Origin of the sequence: Microbacterium terrisoli, from assembly GCF_030866805.1 — a bacterium.
GTDB classification, from domain to species: Bacteria; Actinomycetota; Actinomycetes; order Actinomycetales; family Microbacteriaceae; genus Microbacterium; species Microbacterium terrisoli.
In genome coordinates this window covers 2,676,440-2,699,142 of sequence record NZ_CP133019.1, presented here as the reverse complement: position 1 = coordinate 2,699,142, position 22,703 = coordinate 2,676,440, and the positions used below count along the sequence as shown (strand labels likewise).

Below are 22,703 nucleotides of genomic sequence, written 5' to 3'. Positions count from 1 at the left end.
TGCCCCTCTGCACCCGCGACCTGCCCCTGCGGGCGGGCCTCACACGGTCGGGTGCACCTGGAAGCCGACGGTCTCGGGGGCTGTGGGCTTCAACACACGCGCGTCGGCGACATGCGCGCTGGCGACCAGCGCGCCGGGCGGGCCTTCGGCCATCCAGGCGAGCACGGCATCCACCTGCTCGGCTGTGCCCTGGATCTCGGCCTCCACGGTGCCGTCACGCCGATTGCGCACCCACCCTGTGACGCCGGCATCGTCGGCGACCAGGCGCAGCGTGTAACGGTAGCCCACCCCCTGGACCGCTCCCGAGACGATCACGTGCACCCGGCGCATACGGCCCATCATCGCAGGCATCGCCCGCATCCCGGTCGGCCCGTCGGCGCAGCCCCGCGGCGCTCACGCCGCCACGACGAGGTTCGTCGCCAGCGCCAGCATCACGACTCCGATCACGCCGTCGAGGATGCGCCATGCCCGACGAGTCGACAGCCACCGGCCCAGGTACCGCGCACCGTACGCCAGCGTGAAGAACCACAGGGCGCTCGCGCAGGCGGACCCCAGCGCGAACCACCAGCGCATGTCGCCGTGCGTGGAAGACACCGAGCCGAGCAGGAACACCGTGTCGAGGTAGACGTGCGGGTTCAGCCACGTCAGCGCCAGGCACGTCGCCAGCACGGGGGCCAGCCGCGCGGTGGTCGCCGTCGCCGTCCGACCCGTTGCGGCGACGCCAGCCCGACCCGCGGTCGGGTCCGCGGCATCCACCCGCAGCGCTTGGCCGTTCGGCCGCCACGCGCGCCTCAGCGCGAGGATCGCATACACCACGAGGAAGGCCGCCCCCGCGTAGCGCATGACCGCGGCCAGCCACGGCGCCGTGTGCAGGATGAGCCCGATCCCCGATACGCCCACGACGATGAGCACAACGTCCGACACGGTGCACACCAGGGCGATGGCCAGCACGTGCTCGCGTCGCAGGCCCTGTCGCAGCACGAACAGGTTCTGCGCGCCGATGGCGACGATGAGCGAGAGGCCGAGACCGAGTCCGGCGAGCAACGACGAGAGCACGCTTCCACGCTAGAAGGCCTCACTAATGAAGTACAGCTCATATATCTGCAGCACCATTAGCATGGCTTATGATGCACATTCCGGTCGAACTGGCACAGACCCTCGCCGTCGTGATCGACGAAGGGACGCTGGATGCCGCGGCGCGCCGCCTGCATGTGACCCCATCGGCGGTCAGTCAGCGCATCAAAGCGCTCGAGGAGCAGCTCGGCCGCGTGTGCCTGATCCGGGCGAAGCCTGCGCGCGCGACCGAGGCCGGCGCCGCCGTCGTGCGCCTCGCCCGACAGCTGGCCCTGCTCGAGCGCGATGCGCTCGGTGAACTGGGCGTCGACGACGACCACGTGCGCTTCAGTGTCGCACTGGCGGTGAACGCCGACTCGCTGGGCACGTGGTTCCTCGAGCCCCTCGCGCAGCTCGTGCAGCAGCATCCGGTCGTCTTCGAACTGCACCGCGACGATCAGGACTTCACGGCAGAGATGCTCGAGTCCGGCACCGTGGTGGGCGCGGTGACCTCGCGTGCGCAGCCGGTCGCCGGCTGCCGCGTGGTGCCGCTGGGGGTGATGCGATACGAGGCGGTGGCCACTCCTGAGTACGTCTCGCGCTGGTTCGCCGATGGGGTGACGCCGGCGGCGCTGGCGGCAGCGGTGCGCGTGGACTACGACCGTCGTGACGATCTGCAGAGTGAGTGGCTGCGCGGCCGCGGCGTCGACACGCAGCCGCCGCGCCACTATGTCCCCGCCTCCAACGACTTCGCACGCGCGGTGCTGCGGGGGATGGGGTGGGGGCTGCTGCCGCTCTTTCAGTCAGACGCGGCGCTGGCCGACGGGTCTCTCGTGCGTCTGGGCGGCGCGCCGGCAGATGTGCCGCTGTACTGGCAGCAGTGGAACCTGCGCTCTGCGCTGTTGGATGCGGTGGCCGACGCGATCGTGTCGGAAGGCCGTCGCGTCCTGCGCGGGTGAGGTCAGGCCTCGGGCACGTCGCCGGAGGCCAGGGCCTGCAGCAGCACGGTGAGCCTGTCGATCTGCTCGACCGGCCACTCGTCCAGCACGTCGCCGAGGCGGTCCATGTAGGGGTAGCGCACCGACTCGAGTCGGCTCCGACCGAGTGCGGTGATGCTGATCAGGCGGATGCGCCCGTCGCTGGGGTCGGCGGTGCGTTCGATCAGGCCGAGCCCCTCCAGCTCGCTGACCGAGCGGCTGATCAGGCTCTTGTCGGAGTCCATGCGCTCGGCCAGCGTCGAGACGGTGACCGAGCCCATCCGCTCGATGACGGTGAACACCTTGAAGGTGCCCGGCATCATGCCGGGGCTGACCGCTTCGGCCGCCTGCGCATAGACCCGGCGCAGCTGGGTGAAAAGCTGCGAGAACGCGCCCTCGAGGGAGCGCACGGCGAGCCGCCGGGGGTCGTCCCCCGCGGCGCCGCCGGTGGCAGCCCCCTCGGCGGGAGCTGCCACCGTGCGGATGGAGGTGATCATCGCCCGCTCGATCCCGGAGCGTCGCCGGCGGGACCGGATGTCGCGGCTGCGGCATCCACCTCGTCCACGACGCCGATGCTCCCGGTGGCCGTCAGCACGCTCATGCCTTCTTCGACCGAGACGGTCGCGAGGTCGGCCTCACCGGCATGCAGACGCTCGTCGTTGGTCATGCGCGTGAGCGACACGTTCGGCAGGAAGAGGATGGCCAGCAGGCTGACCACGGCGAACGGCACGCCGATCAGGAACGAGTGCGAGATGCCCTGGGCGTAGATGTCCTCGATGATCGTGCTCAGCGCGTGCGGCATGTCCGACACCTTCGGCAGCGCACCGCTGGCCAGCTGCGCCTGCCAGTACGGGGCCTTGTCGCCGAGGCTCATGATGGCCTTGACGAGGTCGGGCATGTGCTCCTTCATGAGGTCGGTCACCTTGGCGGCCAGGGCCGCACCCATCACCGCGACGCCCACCGTGCCGCCCAGGCTGCGGAAGAACGTGACGCCCGAGCTGGCCACGCCGATCTCACTCGGTTTGCACGTGTTCTGCACGATCAGCACGAGGTTCTGCATCGTCATCCCCACGCCCGCGCCGAGCAGGAACATGAAGAGCGAGACGAGAACGAAGTCCGTGTCGTAGTGGATCGTGGACAGCAGATACGAGCCGGCGATCAGCAGCGCACCGCCGAGGATCAGGTAGGGCTTCCAATGTCCGTACTTCGAGACCAGCCAGCCGATGAGCACGGATGCCACGAGCAGGCCGCCGATCATCGGGATGGTCATGAGCCCTGCCTGGGTCGGTGTGGCGCCGCGGGCCAGCTGCATGTACTGGCTCAGGAACACCGAGGCGCCGAACATCGCGATGCCGGTGGAGATGGAGGCGACCACGGCGAGGGTGAAGGTGCGGTTGCGGAACATCGACAGCGGAACCAGCGGCTCCTTCGAGCGCAGCTCGACGATGATGAACACCACGGTGGCAAGCGCCGCGCCCCCGACCATGAGGTAGCTCTGCCAGCTGTTCCAGGGGAACCCGGTGGCGGTGCCGGCGATCGACACCCAGATCAGCAGCAGCGACACCGCCGCCGACAGCAGCACGATGCCGGTGTAGTCGATGGAGACCTTGCGGCGTGCGTGCGGCGAGAGGCGCAGGGTCTTCTGCACGAGGATCAGCGCGATGATGGCCACAGGAAGGGCGACGTAGAAGTTCCAGCGCCAGCTCCACGCGTCCGTGAGCACACCGCCCAGCAGCGGGCCGCCGACGGTGGCGACGGCCATCACGGCGCCGAACAGGCCCATGTACTTGCCGCGCTCGCGGGGGCTGAGGATGTCGGCCATGATGACCTGGCTGAGGGCGGCGAGGCCGCCGGCGCCGATGCCCTGCACCGCACGGAATGTGATGAGCATCTCGGGGTTCTGCGAGAACCCGGCGCCCGCCGTGGCCAGCACGAACACGACGATCGCCAGCTGGTAGAGGAACTTGCGGTTGAACAGATCGGCGAGCTTACCCCAGATGGGGGTCGAGATCGCGGTGGTGAGCAGGGTCGCGGTGATGACCCAGGTGAAGGCAGCCTGGTCGCCGTCGAGGTCGTGGATGATGACCGGCAGCGAACTGGAGACCACGGTGGAGGCCAGCATCGACACGAACATGCCGAGGATCAGGCCCGACAGGGCCTCGAGCACCTGGCGGTGGTTCATCGCCGGCGGGGCGCCGGCAGGGGAGACGGTTTCAGACATGGGTTCCTTACGGATGATCGAGTGCGTGATCGGAAGAGGTGCGCTCAGGACGTGCGACGACGACGGCGCAGATGGTTGACATTCCTCAATAGTTGAGAACGGTCAACTATATATCGATGATTGACCCATGTCAACTATCGGTGAGGAGCGATCCTTGAGCGAGCGCAGCGCGTCGAAACGCGGTCAGTCGGCCAGCGCGAGGGCGCGATACGCCTCGCGCGCCGGCTGTGGGTGGGTGCGCCGGTGCAGCTCGTCGATGAGCGCCGTGGCCAGCCGCACGAGTGAGCGGATCTCGGCGTCGTCGCGGTCGACCCACGCGCAGCGGGGCTCGTCGTCGATCGGCACGAACCCGCTGTGCTGTTCCCAGGCCACGAGCGTGCGCTCGGCCCCGAGCACGTGCTGCTGCCACCACACCTGGCGAAGATACGAGCGCGGGATGCTGCGCCACGCCTTGTTCGTGGTCTTGATCTCTGCGAGCGTGACGCGACCCGCGGCATCCTGCATCAGACCATCGGGGGTGGCGAGGTGCCGCGGCTCGACGACCGCGCGGAAGAGCGCAGAGGAGGGCTGGATGCCGTGGGTGGCGGCGACCCACGCCGCGATCTGGGGCTCACGGCGCCGGCCGTGGTCGGTGTAGGCGTTGCCGGTGAAGCCACTGCCCTGCAGCTTGGTGTGCGCGGCGCGGGCAATGGCTCGTTCGCTCGTGAGCGCCGCCACGTCGGTGGCGGTGATGCCGCGCGACCGCGCCCGAAGCCAGCTCACCCTGTCGCGGGAGTCCGCGACGATGCGGTCGGCCAGTTCGGGGGTCACTCTCCGAGCGTACGCCGAGGCCCGGTTCGTGCCCGGCGCGACGCGGTCTTCGGTCGCAGGGGGTTGCATTGTGCGCGCGTCGTGGCATGGTCGGTGACATGGACACCCTCACGACCGATCAGTTCCGCGCGTTCGACGGGGTCGAGCATTGGCGCTTCGACGGCGATGCGGTGACCGCCCAGTTCGCGACCGGGGACTTCGCCACCGGCGCCCGCCTGTTCTCGGCGATCGCCGAGCTCGCCGAGGCCGCGAACCACCATCCCGATGTGACGGTCACCTACCCCCGCGTGCAGGTGCTGCTGACCAGCCATGACTCGGGGGGAGTGACCGCGAAGGATGCCGCGCTGGCCGCCGCGATCTCTCGCGCGGCCGACCAGCTGGGCATCCACGCCGGCTGAGGCTACGACGCGGCAGGCCCGTCCGCCTGTGGAGGAGGCGCCGCCGGCGATTTGGGGGAACCGCCGGCATCCCATAAGCTGGAGTCAACCGAAGACCGCCGGTCATCGTCGTGCGCGAGCATGACGATCGAAGCACTGCTGAGCAGAGGCCCGCGCAGGTGACACCGAACGATTGGATCGCTCCGTGCGCTTGCGCCGGAGCGTTTTTGTTTGCCAGGAGCCGGGGGTCTGCGGCTCACGCTCCGCCACCGCGGAGCGTGGAGCATAGACAAGGAGTGGCCATGGCGCAGAAGGACCAGGCGGTCGCCGAGCTCGCGAAGAACTTCGAGGACTCGACTGCCGTTCTGCTCACTGAGTACCGCGGTCTGACGGTTGCGGAGCTCAAGGAGCTTCGCAACAGCATTCGTCAGGACGCGGAATACGCCGTGGTGAAGAACACGCTGACCAAGATCGCCGCCAACAAGGCGGGGATCTCGGCGCTGGACGACGACCTGAAGGGTCCGTCGGCCATCGCATTCGTGCACGGCGACCCGGTCGCCGTCGCGAAGGGTCTGCGCGCCTTCGCCAAGGCGCACCCTCTTCTGGTCATCAAGGGCGGCTACTTCGACGGTGCCCCCCTGAGCCCGGAAGAGGTCACCAAGCTCGCCGATCTCGAGAGCCGTGAAGTCCTGCTGGCGAAGCTCGCCGGTGCGATGAAGGCCACGATGACCAAGGCGGCATACGTCTTCAACGCGCTTCCCACGAAGGCCGTCCGCACGGTCGACGCGCTGCGCGAGAAGCAGGAGTCCGCGGCCTGAGACGGGCCCCGGCGTAGCAAAACCCCAATCAAGGAGAATCATCATGGCAAAGCTCAGCACTGACGAGCTGCTCGACGCCTTCAAGGAGCTCACCCTCATCGAGCTCAGCGAGTTCGTCAAGGCGTTCGAGGAGACCTTCGACGTCACCGCCGCCGCCCCGGTCGCGGTTGCCGCTGCCGGCGCCCCCGCCGGTGGTGCCCCCGCCGAAGAGGCCGAGGAGAAGGACGCGTTCGACGTCATCCTCGAGACCGTCGGCGACAAGAAGATCCAGGTCATCAAGGTCGTCCGCGAGCTCACCTCGCTGGGCCTCGGCGACGCGAAGGCCGTCGTCGACGGTGCTCCCAAGGCCGTCCTCGAGGGCGCCAACAAGGAGACCGCCGAGAAGGCCAAGGCTTCTCTCGAAGAGGCCGGCGCCACGGTTACGCTCAAGTAATCTCGTCGCATTCCTCGAGGGCCCCGGGCGCGCTGCGCTCGGGGCCCTCGTGCGTCGGGATCACTCGCCCGATTCGGTATGCTGGTCTCTTCCCCGAATCGATTCGACGACTGATGCCCGAGCCTTCTTCCACCGAACCCGACCGCGACGTGCTGCAGCCGGGTGAGACCCGTACCGCGACCGGGACGATTCGCACCGCGACGGGCTCGATCCGCATCCCCGCGGCCACCGCCGCCATCCGCACGCTCGGCCCGGATCCGGCCACTGCGCCGATCATGCTGCACCCGGGCGATGCGATCTCGGCCGCACGCCGCGTGCTGTACATCGTGCTGCTGGGTGCGCTGACCGCCCTCGGTCCGTTCACCGTCGATCTGTATCTGCCGGCGTTCCCGGTGCTCGAGCAGGACTTCCAGACCACCGCTGCCGCTGTGCAGCTGACACTGACCGGCACCATGATCGGCTTCGGACTCGGGCAGCTGATCGTCGGTCCGCTCAGCGACAAGGTCGGCCGCCGCATCCCGCTTCTGATCGTCACCGCGGTGCACGTGGCGGCCAGCGTCCTGGCGGCGATCGCGCCCACACTGCTGCTGCTGGGCGCGGCGCGTGTGCTCATGGGTGTCGGTGCAGCCGCCGGCGGCGTCGTGGCCATGGCGATCGTGCGCGACCTCTTCGGCGGCAGACGCCTCGTGGTCATGCTCAGCCGTCTGGCGCTGGTCACCGGCGCCGCCCCGGTGATCGCGCCGCTGGTCGGCTCGGCACTGCTGGCGGTCATGGACTGGCGCGGCATCTTCGTCGTGCTGGCCTGCTACGGCATCGTGATGCTCGCGTGCGCGATCTTCGTGCTGCCTGAGACGCTGCCGGCGGCCCGCCGCGCGGGCGGGGGCGGCGGCAGCACGACCGTGTGGCAGCGCTATGGCGCGGTGCTGCGCGATCGCATCTTCATCGGCGTGCTCATCATCGGGGCGATGACCTTCAGCGGACTGTTCTCGTACCTGTCCAGCTCGTCGTTCCTGTTCCAGGAGTCGTACGGGTTCTCGGCGCAGCAGTACGGGATGCTGTTCGCGGCCAATTCCGTCGGCCTGGTCATCGGCAACCAGATCGCGGCGCGGCTGGCGGCCCGGTTCGGGCCGCAGTGGGTGCTGTCGTTCTCGACGGCGGTCCTGGTGCTCTCGGCCACGGCGATCGTGGTGTGCGATCAGCTGCAGCTCGGCCTGTGGGGGACGATCATCCCTCTGTTCGTTTTCATGTCGTCGTGCGGATTCACCTTCCCGTGCGTGCAGGTGCTCTCGCTCGACCGGCACGGGCGGGCCGCCGGCACCGCCGCCTCGCTCATCGGATTCTCCAACAACGCGGTCGCGGGTCTGGTCTCACCGCTGGTGGGCGTCCTCGCCGCCGAAGCGGGCATCACCGCCACGACGATGGCGGTCGTGATGATCGGCTGCGCCGTGGTGGGGGTGCTGTCGCTGTGGCTGATCGTCAGGCCGTGGACGGTGCCGCAGCTCACACCCTGATCACGCACAGTTTTTCGAGGTGAGAGCGCTCTCACGAGTTATGAACACGTTATCGGGCGCAGTTGAAAACGCTACACGTCGTCAGTACGTTGGCATGGAAGCGCTTGCGCAGATCCTGTGGACGAGCGCGCATCCGTTCCGACGAGGAGGACCCGATGGGTATGTCCATGAAACGCTCCGTGCTGGCACCGCTTGCCATCATCGGTGTAGCCGGGCTCGCTTTGACCGGCTGTGCCGAGGGCGGCACAGGTGACGGAGGAAGTGGCGATGTCAAGGGCCAGACCGTCCACCTCTCGGGTGGCATCACCGGCTCTGAAGCCGACCTGCTGAACAAGTCGTTCGACCAGTTCACCAAAGACACCGGCATCAAGGTCGAGTACACCGGTGACAAGAGCTTCGAAGGCAACATCGTCACGAAGGTGCAGGGCGGCTCCGCACCCGACATCGCGATCGTGCCGCAGCCGGGCCTGCTGAAGTCCCTCATCGGCACCGGCGAGGTCAAGAAGGCCGATGACACGGTCAGCGCGAACGTCGACAAGTACTGGGGACCGGACTGGAAGAAGTACGGCAGCGACGGCGGCACTTTCTACGCCGCGCCGATGCTGGCGAACGTCAAGGGCTACGTCTGGTACTCGCCGTCCGAGTTCAAGAAGTGGGGCGTCGAGGTCCCCAAGACCTGGGACGACCTGCTCGCCCTGACCAAGACGATCCAGTCCAAGACGGGCAAGGCGCCGTGGTGCGCCGGCTTCGCCTCGGGCGACGCGTCGGGCTGGCCGGGCACCGACTGGATCGAGGACCTCGTGCTGCGCCAGTCCGGCCCGGACGTCTACGACCAGTGGGTCGACGGCAAGGTCAAGTTCACCGATCCGCAGATCAAGCAGGCCTTCGACGCCACGGGCAAGATCCTGCTCGACAAGAGCTACGTGAACGCGGGCTTCGGCGACGTCAAGTCCATCAACTCGACGGCCTTCGCCGATGTCGCGGCCAAGGTCGCCGACGGCACCTGCGCGCTGACCCATCAGGCGTCGTTCCTGTCGTCGAACTTCCTCGATGTGAAGACCAAGGACGGCAACGCGCCCAAGGTGGCCCCTGACGGCGACGTCTACGCCTTCGTCCTGCCGGGCATCCAGGAGGGCGCGAACGCCGTCGAGGGCGGCGGCGAGTTCGTCGCGGCCTTCTCGGACTCGGCCGCGGTCAAGAAGGTGCAGGAGTTCATGACGACGCCGGAGTTCGCCGACGCGCGCGTCGAGCTCGGCGGTGTGATCTCGGCCAACAAGGGCGCCGACCCGACGAAGGCGTCGAGCCAGTTCCTCACCGACGCGATGAAGCTGCTGCAGGACCCGAACACGGTCATGCGCTTCGACGCCTCGGACCTGATGCCTGCCACCGTCGGCTCGGGCTCCTTCTGGAAGGGCATGGTCAGCTGGATCGACGGCATGCCCACCGACCAGGTGCTCAACGCCATCCAGGCGGGTTACGAGAACTGATCTGCCCCGCAGACGACACGGCCGGGCGAGTCTTGACGACTCGCCCGGCCACGGTCGTCGCAGGGCGGGGCACGACGGCGTGCCCAGGAAAGGCGGAAACATGACGACTGCGTCTGCGCCGACGGCCACGTCCTCGGCTCGCACCGGCCGGAACCGGCTCTCACGCCGGACCACCGGCATCCTCATCTCCATCGCGGCGGTCCTGGCCGTCGCGCTGTTCCTGTTCATGGTCACCCGGCCGCCGGCGGAGGGGGCCCGGCCCACGACGCTCGGCTTCTCTCTGAACAGCTTCTTCGTGTGGCTCGGCGACCTCGGTCCGCTCGTGCAGATTCCCATCGTCGTGGTGGCCTTCGGCGTCGTCGTCGGCGTGATCCTGCTGCTGATCGAATATGCGCCGCGCCCCGGCATCGGCTACTTCTGGATGCGCGTGGCAGCGTGCTTCGTGATTCCCGTGCTCGCATTCATGGTGCTGCGGCCCTACCAGAACGCCGTGGTCTACGTCGTCGCGATCGCGCTGCTGGCCGGTGCCATCCTGTTCTTCGCCGACTACCGGGCGCGCGAGGGCGCGGGCTACGTGTTCCAGCTCATCATCTTCATGGCGCCGGCGGCGATTCTGCTGCTGACGGGGCTGGTCTACCCTGCCATCGCGACCGTCGTGCAGTCGTTCTTTGACAAGACCGGCAAAGAGTTCGTCTGGTTCGACAACTATGTCTGGACGTTCACGAACGCCTACGGCTTCTGGTCGGTGATCAACACCATCATCTGGGCGCTGTTCGCCCCGATCATCGCGACGGGCATCGGCTTGGTCTACGCGGCCTTCGTCGACCGCGCCCGCGGCGAGAAGTTCCTGAAGCTCTGGGTGTTCATGCCGGTCGCGATCTCGTTCGTCGGCGCCGGCATCATCTGGAAGTTCGTCTACGACTACCGGCAGGGTCAGCAGATCGGTCTGCTCAACGCCATCATCACCTGGTTCGGCGGTCAGCCGGTCGGGTGGCTGGATGCGCAGCCGCTGATCAACACGTTCTGCCTGCTGGCGGTGTTCATCTGGAGCCAGACCGGCTTTGCCATGGTGATCCTGTCCGCCTCGATCAAGGCCGTGCCCATAGACCAGCACGAAGCGGCGCAGCTGGACGGCGCCAACGCGCGCCAGCGGTTCTTCAACGTCACGATCCCCGGGATCCGCGGCTCGCTGATCGTCGTGCTGACCACCATCACGATCGCGGCGCTGAAGGTCTATGACATCGTCGCGGTGATGACCGGTGGCCGTTCGAACAGCTCGGTGCTGGGCTTCGAGATGGTCAACCAGCAGCAGCGGTTCCAGAGCTACGGCCACTCCTCGGCGCTGGCGGTCGTGCTGTTCCTGTTCGTGCTGCCGCTGATCATCTACAACGTGCATCAGATGCGCAAGCAGAAGGAGGTGCGATGATGGCCACCGCAGAGCTCGACCTTCCGACCGAGCAGACCTCACCGCGCCGCCCCCGCAGCGAACGCAGGATCGCCCGCGACGCACAGAAGAGGCTCACCTCGCGCGGGGCGACGCTGGCGGCCGCGATCATCGCGGTGATCTGGACGATTCCCACCTTCGGACTGTTCGTCACCTCGTTCCGTCCCGGTGCAGACTCGAACACGACCGGCTGGTGGACGTTCTTCGTCAACCCGGGCTTCACGCTGCAGAACTATTTCGATGCGCTGACGGCGGGTGGCACGGCGCTGACCCTGGGCCAATCGTTCATCAACTCGCTGGCCATCGCGATCCCGGCCACGGTGATCCCGATCTCCATCGCGGCCCTTGCCGCGTACGCGTTCGCGTGGATCCCGTTCAAGGGCCGCGGCATCCTGTTCGTCTTCGTGTTCGCTCTGCAGATCGTGCCGATCCAGATGGCGCTCGTGCCGCTGCTGAGCCTCTTCTCACGCGGGCTGTCGATCGGCGAGGTCGGAATCTTCCCCGGGTTCACGCTGCGCGACGTCGACCACAGCTTCGCGACGGTGTGGATCGCGCACGCGATCTTCGCTCTGCCGCTGGCGATCTTCCTGCTGCACAACTTCATCGCCGAGATCCCCAGCGAGCTGATCGAAGCCGCCCGGGTGGACGGGGCAGGACACGGGCAGATCTTCTTCCGCATGATCGTGCCGCTGGCGATGCCGGCGATCGCGTCGTTCGCGATCTTCCAGTTCCTGTGGGTGTGGAACGACCTGCTGGTGGCCACGATCTTCGCGCCCAGTTCCTCTCTGCCGTTGACACAGACGCTGAACTCGCTGTCGGGCACGTGGGGCGACCGCTGGTACCTGCAGTCGGCCGGTACCTTCATTTCGATCATCGTGCCGCTGATCGTGTTCTTCGCGCTGCAGCGGTTCTTCGTGCGGGGGCTGATGGCCGGCGCCACGAAGGGCTGATCCGCCCGAGTCAGAGGCGGCCGAGTTCGGCGGTGGGCACGAGACGGTACAGGCGCACGGCGCGGCCGGACTGCCGCTCATACGAGCGGTAGTTCGGCCACTGCGCCTCGATGCGCGCCCAGGCGGCGTCCCGCTCGTCATCGCCGACGGGTTCCGCGCGGACGGCGAGTCGCCGGCCCCGCACGATGATCTCGGCGTCGGGGTGGGCGCGCAGGTTGACGGTCCAGGCAGGATGCCGCGTGCCGGCGAAGTTCGTTCCCGCAACGATCGCGCAGCCGGCCCCGTCGGGCGTGTACATGAGCTGCACCTCGCGCACCTGGCCGCTCTTCGCGCCGATCGTGTGCAGCGTGAGTGAGGGGACCAGGATGCCGCTGATCGGCATCCGCCCCCGGCCGACGACGCGGAACCCGGCCTCCAGGACCGGCATGATCCGCCGCCCGAACCGGCGGAAGGCCGGTGTCTGGGTGAGTGGGGCGAGCAGGTGACGCACGGCGGTGCGGATAGGGGGCATGCCGCCATTGTGGCCTACCGGATGCGATGACGAGACCGGGACGGCATCGTTAGGCTGTGCGCATGACTGTGCCCGAAGACGCCGGTGTCTCTGCTGCCGAACTCGCGCGCCTGCGCGCGGAATCCGAAGCCGCCGATGCGGCGCTGAAAGCCGCCCAGGCCAAGGCCGCGCTCGCAGCGGCTGAAGCGGCTGCGGCGGCTGCATCCGCGAAAGAGACCCCCGCGGTCGAGGAGGCGCCCGCGCCGGACGAGGCACCGCCCGAGGCGGCGGCAGCGCCGGTGGAGGATCCGGGGGATGGCCGCAAGCCCGCACCGGCCGAGACTGCGGCACCGGCCGCGGCTGCGGCATCCGGTCCGCTGACCGCCGATGAGGTGCAGGCCGTGGTCGACGGCTACACGTTCGCCCAGACCTCGCTCGCGCTCGGCGCGCTTGTGAACACCGACCCGCTGCCGCAGGCGCAGATCCGCATTCCACTGGCGATGTTCAACCGGCACGGGCTGGTGGCCGGGGCCACCGGCACCGGCAAGACCCGCACTCTGCAGGGTCTGGCCGAGCAGCTGGCCGCCGCCGGAGTCCCGGTGTTCGCTGCCGACATCAAGGGCGACCTGTCGGGGATCGCGACCGCCGGCGAGTCCAGCGACAAGCTGCTGGCGCGCACGAAGGGAATTGGTCAGGACTGGAAGCCCGAGGCGTTCCCCACCGAGTTCTTCGCCCTCGGCGGAGTGGGCAAGGGTGTGCCGGTGCGCGCCACGGTGTCGGGGTTCGGCCCGCTGCTGCTGAGCAAGGTCCTGGGCCTGAACCAGACGCAGGAATCGAGCCTGGGTCTGGTGTTCCACTACGCCGACGCGCAGGGCCTTGCCCTGGTCGACCTCTCGGACCTGCGCGCCGTGCTCACCTATCTCACCGGCGATGACGGCAAAGACGAGCTCAAGGGCATCGGCGGGCTGTCGGCGGCGACGGCGGGCGTCATCCTGCGCGAGCTGATCACCTTCGCCGATGCCGGAGCCGACGTGTTCTTCGGCGAGCCGGAGTTCGACGTCAAGGACTTCCTGCGCACCGCCCCCGACGGTCGCGGCATCATCAGCCTGCTCGAGGTGCCCGGCATCATCGACAAGCCGACCCTGTTCTCGACGTTCCTGATGTATCTGCTGGCCGAGCTGTTCGAGATCCTGCCCGAGGTGGGGGATGCCGACAAGCCCAAGCTCGTGTTCTTCTTCGACGAGGCGCACCTGCTGTTCAGAGACGCGTCGAAGGACTTCCTCGCCGCGATCACGCAGACCGTTCGGCTGATCCGCTCCAAGGGTGTGGGGGTGTTCTTCGTCACGCAGACGCCGAAGGACGTTCCCTCCGATGTCCTCGGTCAGCTCGGTTCGCGCGTGCAGCACGCGCTGCGCGCGTTCACGCCCGACGATGCCAAGGCGCTGAAGGCGACGGTGGGCACGTACCCGACCTCGGGCTACGACCTCGAGCGCGTGCTGCAGGAGCTGGGCACCGGCGAGGCGATCATCACCGTCATGAGCGAGAAGGGCGCGCCCACGCCCGTCGCATGGACGCGCATGCGTGCGCCGCAGGCACTGATGTCGCCCACGCCCGATCCGCAGATCACCGCGGCGGTCAAGGCATCCCCCCTGCTGGCCGAATACGGGACGGCCATCGATCCCGAATCTGCGCGCGAGATACTGACCGCGAAGATGAATGCGGCCGCCCAGGCGCATGCCGCCGCAGATGCGGCCGCCGAGAAGGAGAAGGCCGACGCCGCGGCGGCCAAGGAGCAGGCGGCAGCCGACAAGAAGGCCAAGGCCGAGTATGACCGCATCATGCGCCAGACCCAGGGCTCTTCGCGCACGTCCCGATCGAAGAAGTCGCCGCTGGAGCAGATCCTCGGCTCACGCACCACCCAGACGATCCTCACCGGGGTGATCCGCGGCATCTTCGGCACCGGCAAGCGCTAGATCGTGACAGTGAAGTCGCCGAGATGGGTGGTGCTCTCGCCTAGGCTGGACCCATGCAGTATTCCGCAGCTGTGATCACGGTGTCGGACCGCTCTTCGCGTGGCGAGAGTGAGGATCTCAGCGGCCCGCTGGCCGTTGCCGCGTTGCGTGAAGCGGGTTTCGCGTGTGACGATCCGATCGTGATCCCCGACGGTGCCGACAGCGTCGAGCAGGCGCTGCGTGCGGCCATCACCGACGGCATCCGGGTGATCGTTACCACGGGCGGCACGGGTGTGGGCCCTCGCGACGAGACACCCGAGGGAACCCGTCGCGTGCTGACGGTCACGATCCCCGGCATCGCCGAAGAGCTGCGACGGCGGGCGACCGCTGAGCGTCCGGCCGGCATGCTCTCGCGGGGAGTGTCGGGTGTGGCCGAGGCCGCCGTCATCGTCAACCTGCCGGGAAGCCCGGCCGCCGTCGCGTCGGGCATGCCGGTCGTCCTCTCGGTCGCACCGCACCTGCTCGGCCAGCTGCGCGGGGATGACCACAGATGAGCACTCCCGCACACACGTCGCCCAGCACGCGTCTGGCGCGCATCAGCGGCGAGCCGCTCGACGTCGCCGCGCACGAGGCCGCCGTCGACGATGCGCACATGGGAGCGGCGATCACGTTCGTGGGTCGTGTGCGCGATCATGATCCGGATGCCGCGACCGCCGTGGTCGCGTTGGAGTACTCGTCGCACCCTGACGCAGAGAAGGCCCTGAACGGCCTGATCGATGAGGCCGTCGGCGACACCGGCGCCCTGGTCGCCGCCAGCCATCGGATCGGGCGGCTCGAGGTCGGCGACGTCGCGATCGTGGTCTCGGTGGCCGCGGCCCACCGCGGCGAGGCCTATGAGGTCTCGCGCGCGCTGGTGGAGGCCATCAAGCACCGCCTGCCGATCTGGAAGCGTCAGATCGAGGCCGACGGCACCACCGCGTGGAAGGGCCTCGGCGGCTGACGCAGCCGTCTCCGAGCAGCGCCGGTGATGTGGTTCAGCGCCGGTGATGTGACTCAGCCGCCTGTGCTGTGGTTCAGCCGCCTGCGAAGGGCGGCAGCACGTCGACGACAGCGTCGTCGGTCAGCGGCTGGTCGTCGTCGGTGCGGGCACCGTCCACCAGCACCGAGCAGCGGGGCAGGATTGCCGCCAGCGCCGGGTGATCGGTGGTCAGGGTCGCCCGCAGCGCCGCCAGATCGGCGGCGTCGACGCGCAGCTCGGGGGCGCCGGCGGCCTCCTCGGCCGCTGCGAACAGGCGTACGAGGGTCACTGCGACTCCCCGGAACCTGCCGCCGACGCGTCATAGGTCGAAGCGAGCTGGGATACCGCAGCCACGGCCTCGCGCACCTGTTCGGGAGATCCGCCGGCGCGACCGGCGACCAGGCCCGCCACGAAGGCGCTGAACGGCGCGGCCGGACGTGCCACGCCGTTCGCGACATCCTTGGCCAGATTCAGGATCAGTCCGATCGGGACATCCTGCTCGCTCAGACCGAAGTGCTCGCGCAGGGCGTCTGCCCAGCGGTCCAGGGCTTCGGGGGGCAGGTGCTCGCTCATGGGGTCTCCTTCGTGAATCTCTCGTAATCCTCCCACGTGTCGATGTCGTCGGCTCCGCCGGCGCGGTCGGGGAGGGCGGCGATGGCGAGGTCGGCCAGCAGCGCACGCATCGACCGGTCGCGGCCGGCGTCGGGAAGGGATGCCGCGGCCCGCCGCAGCGCGCGGGTGCGGTAGAGCCCGGTGAGCCATTGCGGGCGGCTGGACGCGTCTGCCAGGCATGCCCCGTCGGTGTCGGAGGGCAGGAGCAGGATGTCGGCCATGAGCTGCTGGACGGCGACGTCGACACGGGGGAGGTCGCATGCCAGGACGAGCGTCCACTCGGGGTCGGGGTCGGAGTCTGTGTCGCTGTCAGTGTCGGTGGCGCCGTGGCTCTGCGACGTCGCGAGGGCCGCCACGATTGCGGCGGCAGGGCCCGTGAACGGAGGATCCTCGCGCAGCCATCGCACGGCCTGAGCGGAGTCGGGCTGGGCAGGCGCGGCCTGGGCGGGGCCGGGCCGGGCGGAGCCGGGCTGGGCGGAGCCGGGCTGAGCCGGCGGGGGACCGACCACAGTGATCGGGTCGGCGCCGACGGCGCGCACCGCCGTGATCGCACGGTCGCGCAGGCTGACGCCGTCGATGCTCAGGCCGGGCTTGTCGACGCCGCCCATGCGCGAGGCCCGCCCGCCGGCGAGCAGGATCGCAGCGAGCGTGCCGCGGGTCATGTCTGCCGTCGAGCTGCCGCCGCCGCGACTCATCGCGCGTCGCGCTCGTTCGCGCGGTGCCACGAGCCCGACTTGCCGCCGGTCTTGGCGATGAGGCGGATGTGGCCGAAGAACGTGCTCTTGTCCATGCCCTTGACCATGTCGACCACGGCGAGGGCGGTGACCGAGACCGCGGTCAGCGCCTCCATCTCCACTCCGGTGCGGTCGGCGGTGCGCACGGTGGCTTCGATCTCGACGCCGTCGTCGACGATCTGCAGATCGACGGTCGCCCCGTGCACGCCGATCACGTGCGCGAGCGGCAGCAGCTCGGCGGTGCGCTTGGCACCGGCGATGCCGGCCACGCGCGCGACGGCCAGCACGTCACCCTTGGGGACGGTGCCGTCGCGCAGGGCGGCGACGACCTCGGGTGCGCAGTGCACGAATCCCCGCGCGGTGGCCGAGCGCACGGTCGGCTGCTTCTCGGTGACGTCGACCATGCGGGCGTGGCCCGCGGCATCCAAGTGGGTGAAACTCATGGCACCAGCATGACATCCACGACATCGCCGACTGCGACGCTGTCGACGTCGGTGGGGACGATGGCATAGGCCTGGGCGCGGCCGAGGCTCGCCGCCAGGTGCGATCCGCCCGAGGAGGCCGGACGCACTCCCTCGCGGTCGATGACGACGGGCCGGTACTGTCGGCGTCCCGCCGGCGTGCGCCACGCCTCGGTCACGCGCATCGGCAGCACGAGCCGGTCCTGCCCTCGCGCACCCTGCATCGCCAGCAGCGCGGGGCGCACGAACACCTCGAACGACACCGCGACGCTGACCGGGTTGCCCGGCAGGCCGAACAGCAGCGGCGTACCGTCGCCGAAGCCCTGCGGCTTGCCCGGCTGCATCGCCACCTGCTCGAACGACATCGGCATCACATTGCGGACCACTTCGTAGGCGCCGGCGCTGACCCCGCCCGAGGTGATCACGACGTCGGCACCCATTGCCGTGGCATCCTTCAGCACCTGACGCAGAGAATCGCCGGCGTCGTCGACCCGCGAGCGCAGCACCACCTGGGCGCCGTTCTCGCGGCACAGCCCCTCCAGCAGCGTGCTGTTGGACTCGGGGATCTGGCCACGGCGCAGCGGTTCGCCGGGGGCTGCCAGCTCGTCACCGGTCGAGACGACGGCCACCCGCGGCATCCGCGACACCGTGACCTCGTAGACGCCGGCCGCAGCCGCCGCGGCCAGCTGCCGTGCGCCGAGCATCTCGCCCGCCTCGAGGATCACATCGCCCACGCGGTGCTCCTCGGCCTGCGGGCGGATGTGGGCACCGCGCGCGTGCGGCGCCACGCGCACCTCGGCGACCGTCAGCGAATCGGAAAGGCCGCCGGCGGTGTCTTCGAAGGGGACGATCGTGTCGGCATCGGCGGGCACCGGCGCCCCGGTCATGATGCGCGCCGCCTCGCCGGGCTTCAGCGCCGGGTCGTCGGCGGTGCCGGCGGGAAGATCGGCCACGACCCGCAGCGCGACCGGCGCGTCGGCGCCGGCCGTCTGGACATCGGCGAAGCGGACGGCGAATCCGTCCATGGCGGAGTTGTCGAACAGTGGCAGGTCCACCGCCGAGCGCACGCTCTCGCTCAGCACGCGTCCGAGCGCGTCGGCCAGCGGCACCCTCGCCGTCTCGAGGGGACGTACTGCCGCGAGGATCTGCGCGAGGTGCTCTTCGACGGTGATCATGCGTGCTGCTCCTGTCTCTGGCGCTGCGTGTCTGCGCTGCGCCCGTCTGCCGCGTGCGCGTCGGCCCCGGGATCGGCAGAGTGGCGCCGGGCCCATCCGTCCATCCCGCCGCGCAGCACGGTGACCTCGGCGCCGGCCTCGCGCAGGGCGGCCGCTGCCACCCGGGCACGTGCGCCCACCTGGCACACCACCACGACCGGGCGGCCGTCGAACGTGTCCACCAGCTCGTCGGCTTCGGTCACCGCGATCTTCAGCGGTACGTGCACGATCCCCGGCAGTGCGTCGCGGGCCACCTCGTCTGCCTCGCGCACGTCGAGCACGATCGCATCGCCGGGTTCGTCGACCTCGGCGATCGCGTCGCGGTCAGGCGCGGCATCCGTCGCCTGCGAGGCCCGCAGCGGCACTTCACGCTGGGTGCCGGCCAGCGCGTCCAGCAGCGCGACGCGGCCGAGCAGCGGGCGCCCGATGCCCGTGATCAGCTTGATCGCCTCGGAGGCCATGAGCGCTCCGACCTGCATGCACAGTGGGCCGAGCACTCCGACCGCCGAGCAGGCGGGGGCTTCGCTGCCGGCCGGATAGAGATCGTGCAGACGCACCGCCGCGTGGCCCGCGGGCGGCTCGGACCAGAAGACGGTGACCTGGCCTGCGAACTCCTGCACGGTGCCCCACACCAGCGGCACGCCGAGCTTCTCGCACGCCGCCGCCACGATCTCACGACTGTCGAACGCGTCGGTGCCGTCGAGCACGAGGTCGGCGCCGGTGAGCAGGTCGGCCGCGTTCTGCGGGGTCAGGCGCACGCGCTTGGGGTGCACGCGGGTCATCGACAGCTCGGATGCCACGCGCACGGCGCTGTCGACCTTCGGCGCGCCCACGTCCTGCCGGCGGTGCATGATCTGGCGCTGCAGGTTCGACAGGTCGACGTCGTCGTCGTCGAAGATCACCAGGTCGCCGATGCCGGCGGCGGCGAGGGCGAGCACAGCGGGGGAGCCCAGCCCGCCGGCACCGATCACGGCCACGCGCGCCGCGGCGATGCGGCGCTGGCCTTCGGTGCCCAGGCCGGCCAATCGTTGGTGCCGGGCGGTGCGCAGATTCTCGGCGTCGCCGAGCGCGGCGACCGGTTCGACCAGCGGAGGTAGGGACATGGTTTCAGCGTAGCCATGCCCGATGCGATCGGGTCGGGCTGCGGCCGCTCGGTCTGCCGCGGTGCGCGGGCATGACGTGGATGCGGAGGGAATGACCGAAGTGCATCCGCAGATGCGGTGATAGTCTGACCACATGACCGCAAGCTACAAGATCGCACAGGCTGCGCGGTTGCTCGGGGTCAGCGATGACACCGTCCGACGCTGGATCGATCACGGCACGCTGCCGGTCACCGAGGCCAGTCCGGCCGAGATCCCGGGCGATGCCCTGGCGCGGCGTGCGGTCGAACTCGCCGGTGCCGACCACGATCCGACCGACGTGCTCTCCAGCGCCCGCAATCGGTTCACAGGCCTGGTCACCAACGTCATCGCCGACGGCGTGATGGCCCAGGTCGACATCCAGGCCGGGCCGCACCGCGTGGTCTCGCTCATGTCGGCCGAAGCAGTGCGCGACCTGGGCCTGGAAGTCGGGTCGCTGGCGGTCGCCGTGGTCAAGTCCACCACCGTCATCGTCGAGACTCCGCGCGGCTGAGGCCACCGGCGAAAGGACCCACATGCGCCGACTGTGCCTGCTGACGGCGGCCGCGGCATCCCTCGCCCTCGTGCTGACCGGATGCTCCGGGGCGGCTTCGGCAGGGTCGCCGGCGGGTGCCGTGACGAGCATCAGCGGTGATGTGTCCGTGTCGGCCGCCGCCTCGCTGCAGGATTCCTTCGACAAGGCCATCGGCGAGTTCGAGAGCGTGCACCCCGGCGTGCACGTCACGGCGAGCTACGACGGGTCGAGCACTCTGGCCACGCAGATCCTGGGCGGCGCGAGAGTCGACGTCTTCGCCTCGGCCGACCAGAAGAACATGGCGCAGGTGACCGATGCCGGCCTGGCCGCAGACCCGGTGGTCTTCGCCCGCAACACTCTGGTGATCGCCGTCCCGCGAGGCAACCCGGCCGGAGTCACCACGCTGGCCGGCCTCGCGAACCCGAAGCTGAAGGTCGTGCTGTGCGCGCCCGCCGTGCCGTGCGGCGCCGCCTCGCAGACGCTGCTGCACAACGCCGGGGTGACGGTGACCGCCGCAAGCGAAGAGCAGAACGTGACAGCCGTGCTCACCAAGGTGCGCACCGGCGAGGCAGACGCCGGCCTGGTCTACAAGACCGATGCCGAGACGACCGACCAGGTGGAGGCGATAGTGCCCGAGGGGGCGGGCAAGGTCGTCAACTCCTATCCGATCGTCGTGCTCAAGGATGCACCGCACACCGCCGCGGCCCGCGCGTTCGTCGAGTTCATCACCGGCGCGCAGGGCCAGGCGATCCTCGCCTCGTTCGGCTTCGAGAAGCCGTGAGCCGTCGCGCGGGGTACGCACCGCCGGTGCTGATGGTGCCGGCGTTGATCGGGGTGGCCTTCCTCGTGCTGCCGCTGGCGGCCCTGGTCGGCCGCGTCGAGTGGTCGTCGCTGTGGGACGAGATCACCTCCCCTGCGGCGGTGGATGCTCTGCGCCTCTCGCTGATCACGGGCCTTGTGGCAACGGCCCTGTGCCTGGTGTTCGGCGTCCCCCTCGCGCTGTTCATCGCCCGGGCCTCGGCGCGCACCGCGGCGGTGCTGCGGGCGATCGTGACGGTGCCGCTCGTGCTCCCGCCCATGGTGGGCGGGCTGGCACTGCTGTTCCTGTTCGGACGCAATGGGTGGTTGGGCGGCACGGGTCTGCAGGTGCCGTTCACGACGGCTGCGGTGGTGCTGGCGCAGACCTTCGTCGCATTGCCGTTCCTGGTTCTGGCCCTCGAGGGTGCCCTGCGCACATCGGGCGTCGGCTATGAGCAGGCGGCGGCGGGCCTGGGCGCCGGTCGCTGGACGACGCTGTGGCGGGTCACCCTGCCCCTGGCGGGGCCCGGCCTGCTCTCGGGGGTCATCCTGTGCTTCGCCCGTGCGATCGGAGAGTTCGGCGCGACGGCGCTGTTCGCCGGCAACGCGCCGGGGGTCACCCAGACGATGCCGCTGGCAATCTACACGGCCTTCAACGGCGCGGGCGTGACCCAGGGCGCCGCAGTGGCCCTGTCGCTGCTGCTGCTGGTGACGGCCGTGGCGGTGCTGCTGCTGGTGCGCGCGTGGCGGCCGGCCGGTGCGCCGCCGACGGCGGAGGGCGTGCGATGACCTCGACAGGGCTCGATGTCGCCGTCCGCGTGGCGCGTGGCGGCTACCTGCTCGACGTGCAGCTGCAGGTGGCCCGCGGCGACGTCGTGGCCGTGATGGGACCGTCGGGGGCGGGCAAGTCCACGCTGTTCGCCGCGATCGCCGGCTTCGCGCCGCTGACGGAGGGCCACGTGGGTCTGAACGGCAGAACGCTGGATGCCGCGGCCGGCCACGCGGTGCCGCCCCATCGGCGGGGAGTCGTGCTGCTGGGGCAGGAGCCGCGTCTGTTCCCGCATCTGTCGGCCCGTGAGAACGTGGCTTTCGGCCCCCGCGCGCGCAGAGTGCACCGGCGTCAGGCGCGGATGGACGCCGACGCCTGGCTGGAGCGCGTCGGACTGGCAGGAGCCGGGGACAGGCGCCCGGCGCAGCTGTCGGGCGGACAGCAGCAGCGGGTGGCGCTGGCGCGGGCCCTGGCCACCTCCCCGCTGCTGTTGCTGCTGGATGAGCCGCTGACCTCGCTGGATCCGGAGACGGCGGCCGGAATCCGCGCCGTGCTGAACGACCAGCTGGCGCAGACCGGGACGACGACGCTGGTGGCGACGCACGATGCGGGGGATGCGGCATCCCTCGCCGACCGCCTCGTGGTGATCGAAGACGGTCGCATCACCCAACAGGGGCGGCCGCGCGAGGTGTGGGATGCCCCGGCCACGGCCTTCGTGCGCGTGCTGGCCGGAGCCCGGCCCGAACCGGTGCGCAGCGGGTGGGAGGCGCGCATCGTGGACGCCCGCACCGACGGCGACGGGGTCATCGCCCGCGTGCTGACCGCCGACGGCGACGAACTCGTGCTGCGTCTGCCCGCGGAGGCGGATCCGATCGTCGGGGCCGTGATCGCGGTGCGCTCGCCGGGCGTGTGACCGGCCCC

Annotated in this window: 27 protein-coding genes; 15 read left to right on the top strand and 12 right to left on the bottom strand. The window is 69.7% G+C overall.

Going from position 1 to position 22,703, the window contains the following annotated elements:
* Positions 1–39: 39 nt before the first annotated feature.
* Together QU603_RS12185 and QU603_RS12180 are read right to left on the bottom strand one after the other, a co-directional pair.
* Positions 40–351 carry an acylphosphatase gene (locus tag QU603_RS12185; protein ID WP_308491651.1) on the bottom strand — a complete coding sequence of 104 codons (312 nt, stop codon included), beginning with the start codon at positions 349–351 and terminating at the stop codon, positions 40–42.
* A gap of 42 nt (positions 352–393) precedes the next feature.
* Positions 394–1,056, bottom strand: coding sequence for a LysE/ArgO family amino acid transporter (locus QU603_RS12180; protein WP_308491650.1), 663 nt, complete (start codon positions 1,054–1,056; stop codon positions 394–396).
* Positions 1,057–1,124: 68 nt separating this feature from the next.
* Between QU603_RS12180 and QU603_RS12175 the strand changes: the two genes are divergently transcribed.
* The gene (locus QU603_RS12175; RefSeq protein WP_370655303.1) at positions 1,125–2,012 is read left to right on the top strand and encodes a LysR family transcriptional regulator ArgP; all 888 of its coding nucleotides are present in this window, start codon (positions 1,125–1,127) and stop codon (positions 2,010–2,012) included.
* 2 nt (positions 2,013–2,014) lie between these two features.
* Here the strand turns inward: QU603_RS12175 and QU603_RS12170 are convergent, their stop codons facing one another.
* The 3 genes from QU603_RS12170 to QU603_RS12160 all read right to left on the bottom strand — a co-directional run bounded on the left by QU603_RS12170 (position 2,015) and on the right by QU603_RS12160 (position 5,061).
* Positions 2,015–2,527 (bottom strand): MarR family winged helix-turn-helix transcriptional regulator, encoded by a 513-nt coding sequence (locus QU603_RS12170; protein ID WP_308491648.1) that lies wholly within the window; start codon positions 2,525–2,527, stop codon positions 2,015–2,017.
* Positions 2,524–4,251, bottom strand: coding sequence for an MDR family MFS transporter (locus tag QU603_RS12165; RefSeq protein WP_308491647.1), 1,728 nt, complete (start codon positions 4,249–4,251; stop codon positions 2,524–2,526). Before QU603_RS12165 ends, QU603_RS12170 begins: the two co-directional genes overlap by 4 nt.
* 183 nt (positions 4,252–4,434) lie before the next feature.
* The gene (locus tag QU603_RS12160; RefSeq protein ID WP_308491646.1) at positions 4,435–5,061 is read right to left on the bottom strand and encodes a YqaJ viral recombinase family protein; all 627 of its coding nucleotides are present in this window, start codon (positions 5,059–5,061) and stop codon (positions 4,435–4,437) included.
* 98 nt (positions 5,062–5,159) lie between these two features.
* On the opposite strand from QU603_RS12160, the gene QU603_RS12155 reads away from it, so the two are divergent.
* From QU603_RS12155 to QU603_RS12125, 7 genes are all read left to right on the top strand, one after another.
* A complete protein-coding gene (locus QU603_RS12155; protein WP_308491645.1) occupies positions 5,160–5,459 on the top strand; it encodes a 4a-hydroxytetrahydrobiopterin dehydratase in 300 nt (99 codons plus the stop codon).
* 281 nt (positions 5,460–5,740) lie between these two features.
* Positions 5,741–6,256 (top strand): 50S ribosomal protein L10, encoded by a 516-nt coding sequence (gene rplJ, locus QU603_RS12150; RefSeq protein WP_308491644.1) that lies wholly within the window; start codon positions 5,741–5,743, stop codon positions 6,254–6,256.
* Between the two features lie 43 nt (positions 6,257–6,299).
* Positions 6,300–6,689, top strand: coding sequence for a 50S ribosomal protein L7/L12 (gene rplL / locus QU603_RS12145; protein ID WP_308491643.1), 390 nt, complete (start codon positions 6,300–6,302; stop codon positions 6,687–6,689).
* A gap of 275 nt (positions 6,690–6,964) precedes the next feature.
* A complete protein-coding gene (locus QU603_RS12140; protein WP_308494012.1) occupies positions 6,965–8,200 on the top strand; it encodes a multidrug effflux MFS transporter in 1,236 nt (411 codons plus the stop codon).
* A 155-nt stretch (positions 8,201–8,355) separates the two neighbouring features.
* A complete protein-coding gene (locus QU603_RS12135) occupies positions 8,356–9,687 on the top strand; it encodes an ABC transporter substrate-binding protein (protein ID WP_308491642.1) in 1,332 nt (443 codons plus the stop codon).
* 226 nt (positions 9,688–9,913) lie between these two features.
* Positions 9,914–11,113 (top strand): carbohydrate ABC transporter permease, encoded by a 1,200-nt coding sequence (locus QU603_RS12130; protein ID WP_370655357.1) that lies wholly within the window; start codon positions 9,914–9,916, stop codon positions 11,111–11,113.
* Positions 11,113–12,081 carry a carbohydrate ABC transporter permease gene (locus QU603_RS12125; RefSeq protein ID WP_370655356.1) on the top strand — a complete coding sequence of 323 codons (969 nt, stop codon included), beginning with the start codon at positions 11,113–11,115 and terminating at the stop codon, positions 12,079–12,081. Before QU603_RS12130 ends, QU603_RS12125 begins: the two co-directional genes overlap by 1 nt.
* Before the next feature lie 10 nt (positions 12,082–12,091).
* Here QU603_RS12125 and QU603_RS12120 read toward each other — a convergent pair whose 3' ends face one another.
* Positions 12,092–12,592, bottom strand: a complete 501-nt coding sequence (locus QU603_RS12120; protein ID WP_308491639.1) for a nitroreductase family deazaflavin-dependent oxidoreductase — start codon at positions 12,590–12,592, stop codon at positions 12,092–12,094.
* Positions 12,593–12,654: 62 nt separating this feature from the next.
* Here QU603_RS12120 and QU603_RS12115 point away from each other — a divergent pair, with 62 nt between their 5' ends.
* Genes QU603_RS12115 through QU603_RS12105 form a run of 3 tightly spaced genes read left to right on the top strand, consistent with a single transcriptional unit; the run spans position 12,655 to position 15,523 of the window.
* Positions 12,655–14,544: a helicase HerA-like domain-containing protein gene (locus QU603_RS12115; protein WP_308491638.1), complete on the top strand. Its 1,890-nt coding sequence runs from the start codon at positions 12,655–12,657 to the stop codon at positions 14,542–14,544.
* Between the two features lie 53 nt (positions 14,545–14,597).
* Positions 14,598–15,077, top strand: coding sequence for a MogA/MoaB family molybdenum cofactor biosynthesis protein (locus QU603_RS12110; RefSeq protein ID WP_308491637.1), 480 nt, complete (start codon positions 14,598–14,600; stop codon positions 15,075–15,077).
* On the top strand, positions 15,074–15,523 hold the full coding sequence (locus QU603_RS12105) for a molybdenum cofactor biosynthesis protein MoaE (RefSeq protein WP_308491636.1): 450 nt from the start codon (positions 15,074–15,076) through the stop codon (positions 15,521–15,523). Before QU603_RS12110 ends, QU603_RS12105 begins: the two co-directional genes overlap by 4 nt.
* A 73-nt stretch (positions 15,524–15,596) precedes the next feature.
* On the opposite strand, the gene QU603_RS12100 is transcribed toward QU603_RS12105, so the two are convergent.
* From QU603_RS12100 to QU603_RS12075, 6 genes are read right to left on the bottom strand one after another with little or no spacing between them, the layout of a single operon-like run.
* Positions 15,597–15,830 carry a MoaD/ThiS family protein gene (locus tag QU603_RS12100; RefSeq protein WP_308491635.1) on the bottom strand — a complete coding sequence of 78 codons (234 nt, stop codon included), beginning with the start codon at positions 15,828–15,830 and terminating at the stop codon, positions 15,597–15,599.
* Positions 15,827–16,114, bottom strand: a complete 288-nt coding sequence (locus QU603_RS12095; protein ID WP_308491634.1) for a DUF6457 domain-containing protein — start codon at positions 16,112–16,114, stop codon at positions 15,827–15,829. The genes QU603_RS12100 and QU603_RS12095 overlap by 4 nt, the downstream gene beginning before the upstream one ends.
* A complete protein-coding gene (gene mobA, locus QU603_RS12090; RefSeq protein WP_308491633.1) occupies positions 16,111–16,848 on the bottom strand; it encodes a molybdenum cofactor guanylyltransferase in 738 nt (245 codons plus the stop codon). The genes QU603_RS12095 and mobA overlap by 4 nt, the downstream gene beginning before the upstream one ends.
* Entirely contained in the window at positions 16,845–17,330 is a 486-nt protein-coding gene (moaC, locus tag QU603_RS12085; RefSeq protein ID WP_308491632.1) for a cyclic pyranopterin monophosphate synthase MoaC, read from the bottom strand. Before moaC ends, mobA begins: the two co-directional genes overlap by 4 nt.
* Positions 17,327–18,523 carry a molybdopterin molybdotransferase MoeA gene (locus QU603_RS12080; protein ID WP_308491631.1) on the bottom strand — a complete coding sequence of 399 codons (1,197 nt, stop codon included), beginning with the start codon at positions 18,521–18,523 and terminating at the stop codon, positions 17,327–17,329. The genes moaC and QU603_RS12080 overlap by 4 nt, the downstream gene beginning before the upstream one ends.
* Positions 18,520–19,665, bottom strand: a complete 1,146-nt coding sequence (locus QU603_RS12075; RefSeq protein ID WP_308491630.1) for a ThiF family adenylyltransferase — start codon at positions 19,663–19,665, stop codon at positions 18,520–18,522. Before QU603_RS12075 ends, QU603_RS12080 begins: the two co-directional genes overlap by 4 nt.
* Positions 19,666–19,798: 133 nt before the next feature.
* Between QU603_RS12075 and QU603_RS12070 the strand changes: the two genes are divergently transcribed.
* The 4 genes from QU603_RS12070 to QU603_RS12055 are packed head-to-tail and all read left to right on the top strand — an operon-like array spanning position 19,799 to position 22,695.
* Positions 19,799–20,194, top strand: a complete 396-nt coding sequence (locus tag QU603_RS12070; protein ID WP_308491629.1) for a TOBE domain-containing protein — start codon at positions 19,799–19,801, stop codon at positions 20,192–20,194.
* 22 nt (positions 20,195–20,216) lie between these two features.
* On the top strand, positions 20,217–20,996 hold the full coding sequence (gene modA / locus QU603_RS12065; protein WP_308491628.1) for a molybdate ABC transporter substrate-binding protein: 780 nt from the start codon (positions 20,217–20,219) through the stop codon (positions 20,994–20,996).
* A 32-nt stretch (positions 20,997–21,028) separates the two neighbouring features.
* The gene (locus tag QU603_RS12060; RefSeq protein WP_308494011.1) at positions 21,029–21,802 is read left to right on the top strand and encodes an ABC transporter permease; all 774 of its coding nucleotides are present in this window, start codon (positions 21,029–21,031) and stop codon (positions 21,800–21,802) included.
* The gene (locus QU603_RS12055) at positions 21,799–22,695 is read left to right on the top strand and encodes an ABC transporter ATP-binding protein (protein WP_308491627.1); all 897 of its coding nucleotides are present in this window, start codon (positions 21,799–21,801) and stop codon (positions 22,693–22,695) included. The genes QU603_RS12060 and QU603_RS12055 overlap by 4 nt, the downstream gene beginning before the upstream one ends.
* The last annotated feature ends 8 nt before the right edge of the window (positions 22,696–22,703 follow it).

Bases quoted from the DNA above. Each gene is read 5' to 3' on its own strand.
- QU603_RS12060 (WP_308494011.1), top strand. From the start codon at position 21,029: ATGGTGCCGGCGTTGATCGGGGTGGCCTTCCTCGTGCTGCCGCTGGCG.
- QU603_RS12120 (WP_308491639.1), bottom strand. From the start codon at position 12,592: ATGCCCCCTATCCGCACCGCCGTGCGTCACCTGCTCGCCCCACTCACC.
- QU603_RS12130 (WP_370655357.1), top strand. From the start codon at position 9,914: ATGGTCACCCGGCCGCCGGCGGAGGGGGCCCGGCCCACGACGCTCGGC.
- rplL (WP_308491643.1), top strand. From the start codon at position 6,300: ATGGCAAAGCTCAGCACTGACGAGCTGCTCGACGCCTTCAAGGAGCTC.
- modA (WP_308491628.1), top strand. From the start codon at position 20,217: ATGCGCCGACTGTGCCTGCTGACGGCGGCCGCGGCATCCCTCGCCCTC.
- QU603_RS12175 (WP_370655303.1), top strand. From the start codon at position 1,125: ATGATGCACATTCCGGTCGAACTGGCACAGACCCTCGCCGTCGTGATC.
- QU603_RS12080 (WP_308491631.1), bottom strand. From the start codon at position 18,523: ATGATCACCGTCGAAGAGCACCTCGCGCAGATCCTCGCGGCAGTACGT.
- QU603_RS12105 (WP_308491636.1), top strand. From the start codon at position 15,074: ATGAGCACTCCCGCACACACGTCGCCCAGCACGCGTCTGGCGCGCATC.
- QU603_RS12140 (WP_308494012.1), top strand. From the start codon at position 6,965: ATGCTGCACCCGGGCGATGCGATCTCGGCCGCACGCCGCGTGCTGTAC.
- QU603_RS12095 (WP_308491634.1), bottom strand. From the start codon at position 16,114: ATGAGCGAGCACCTGCCCCCCGAAGCCCTGGACCGCTGGGCAGACGCC.
- QU603_RS12070 (WP_308491629.1), top strand. From the start codon at position 19,799: ATGACCGCAAGCTACAAGATCGCACAGGCTGCGCGGTTGCTCGGGGTC.
- QU603_RS12155 (WP_308491645.1), top strand. From the start codon at position 5,160: ATGGACACCCTCACGACCGATCAGTTCCGCGCGTTCGACGGGGTCGAG.
- QU603_RS12165 (WP_308491647.1), bottom strand. From the start codon at position 4,251: ATGTCTGAAACCGTCTCCCCTGCCGGCGCCCCGCCGGCGATGAACCAC.
- QU603_RS12135 (WP_308491642.1), top strand. From the start codon at position 8,356: ATGGGTATGTCCATGAAACGCTCCGTGCTGGCACCGCTTGCCATCATC.
- QU603_RS12115 (WP_308491638.1), top strand. From the start codon at position 12,655: ATGACTGTGCCCGAAGACGCCGGTGTCTCTGCTGCCGAACTCGCGCGC.
- QU603_RS12075 (WP_308491630.1), bottom strand. From the start codon at position 19,665: ATGTCCCTACCTCCGCTGGTCGAACCGGTCGCCGCGCTCGGCGACGCC.
- QU603_RS12185 (WP_308491651.1), bottom strand. From the start codon at position 351: ATGCCTGCGATGATGGGCCGTATGCGCCGGGTGCACGTGATCGTCTCG.
- moaC (WP_308491632.1), bottom strand. From the start codon at position 17,330: ATGAGTTTCACCCACTTGGATGCCGCGGGCCACGCCCGCATGGTCGAC.
- QU603_RS12170 (WP_308491648.1), bottom strand. From the start codon at position 2,527: ATGATCACCTCCATCCGCACGGTGGCAGCTCCCGCCGAGGGGGCTGCC.
- QU603_RS12110 (WP_308491637.1), top strand. From the start codon at position 14,598: ATGCAGTATTCCGCAGCTGTGATCACGGTGTCGGACCGCTCTTCGCGT.
- rplJ (WP_308491644.1), top strand. From the start codon at position 5,741: ATGGCGCAGAAGGACCAGGCGGTCGCCGAGCTCGCGAAGAACTTCGAG.
- QU603_RS12125 (WP_370655356.1), top strand. From the start codon at position 11,113: ATGGCCACCGCAGAGCTCGACCTTCCGACCGAGCAGACCTCACCGCGC.
- QU603_RS12055 (WP_308491627.1), top strand. From the start codon at position 21,799: ATGACCTCGACAGGGCTCGATGTCGCCGTCCGCGTGGCGCGTGGCGGC.
- mobA (WP_308491633.1), bottom strand. From the start codon at position 16,848: ATGAGTCGCGGCGGCGGCAGCTCGACGGCAGACATGACCCGCGGCACG.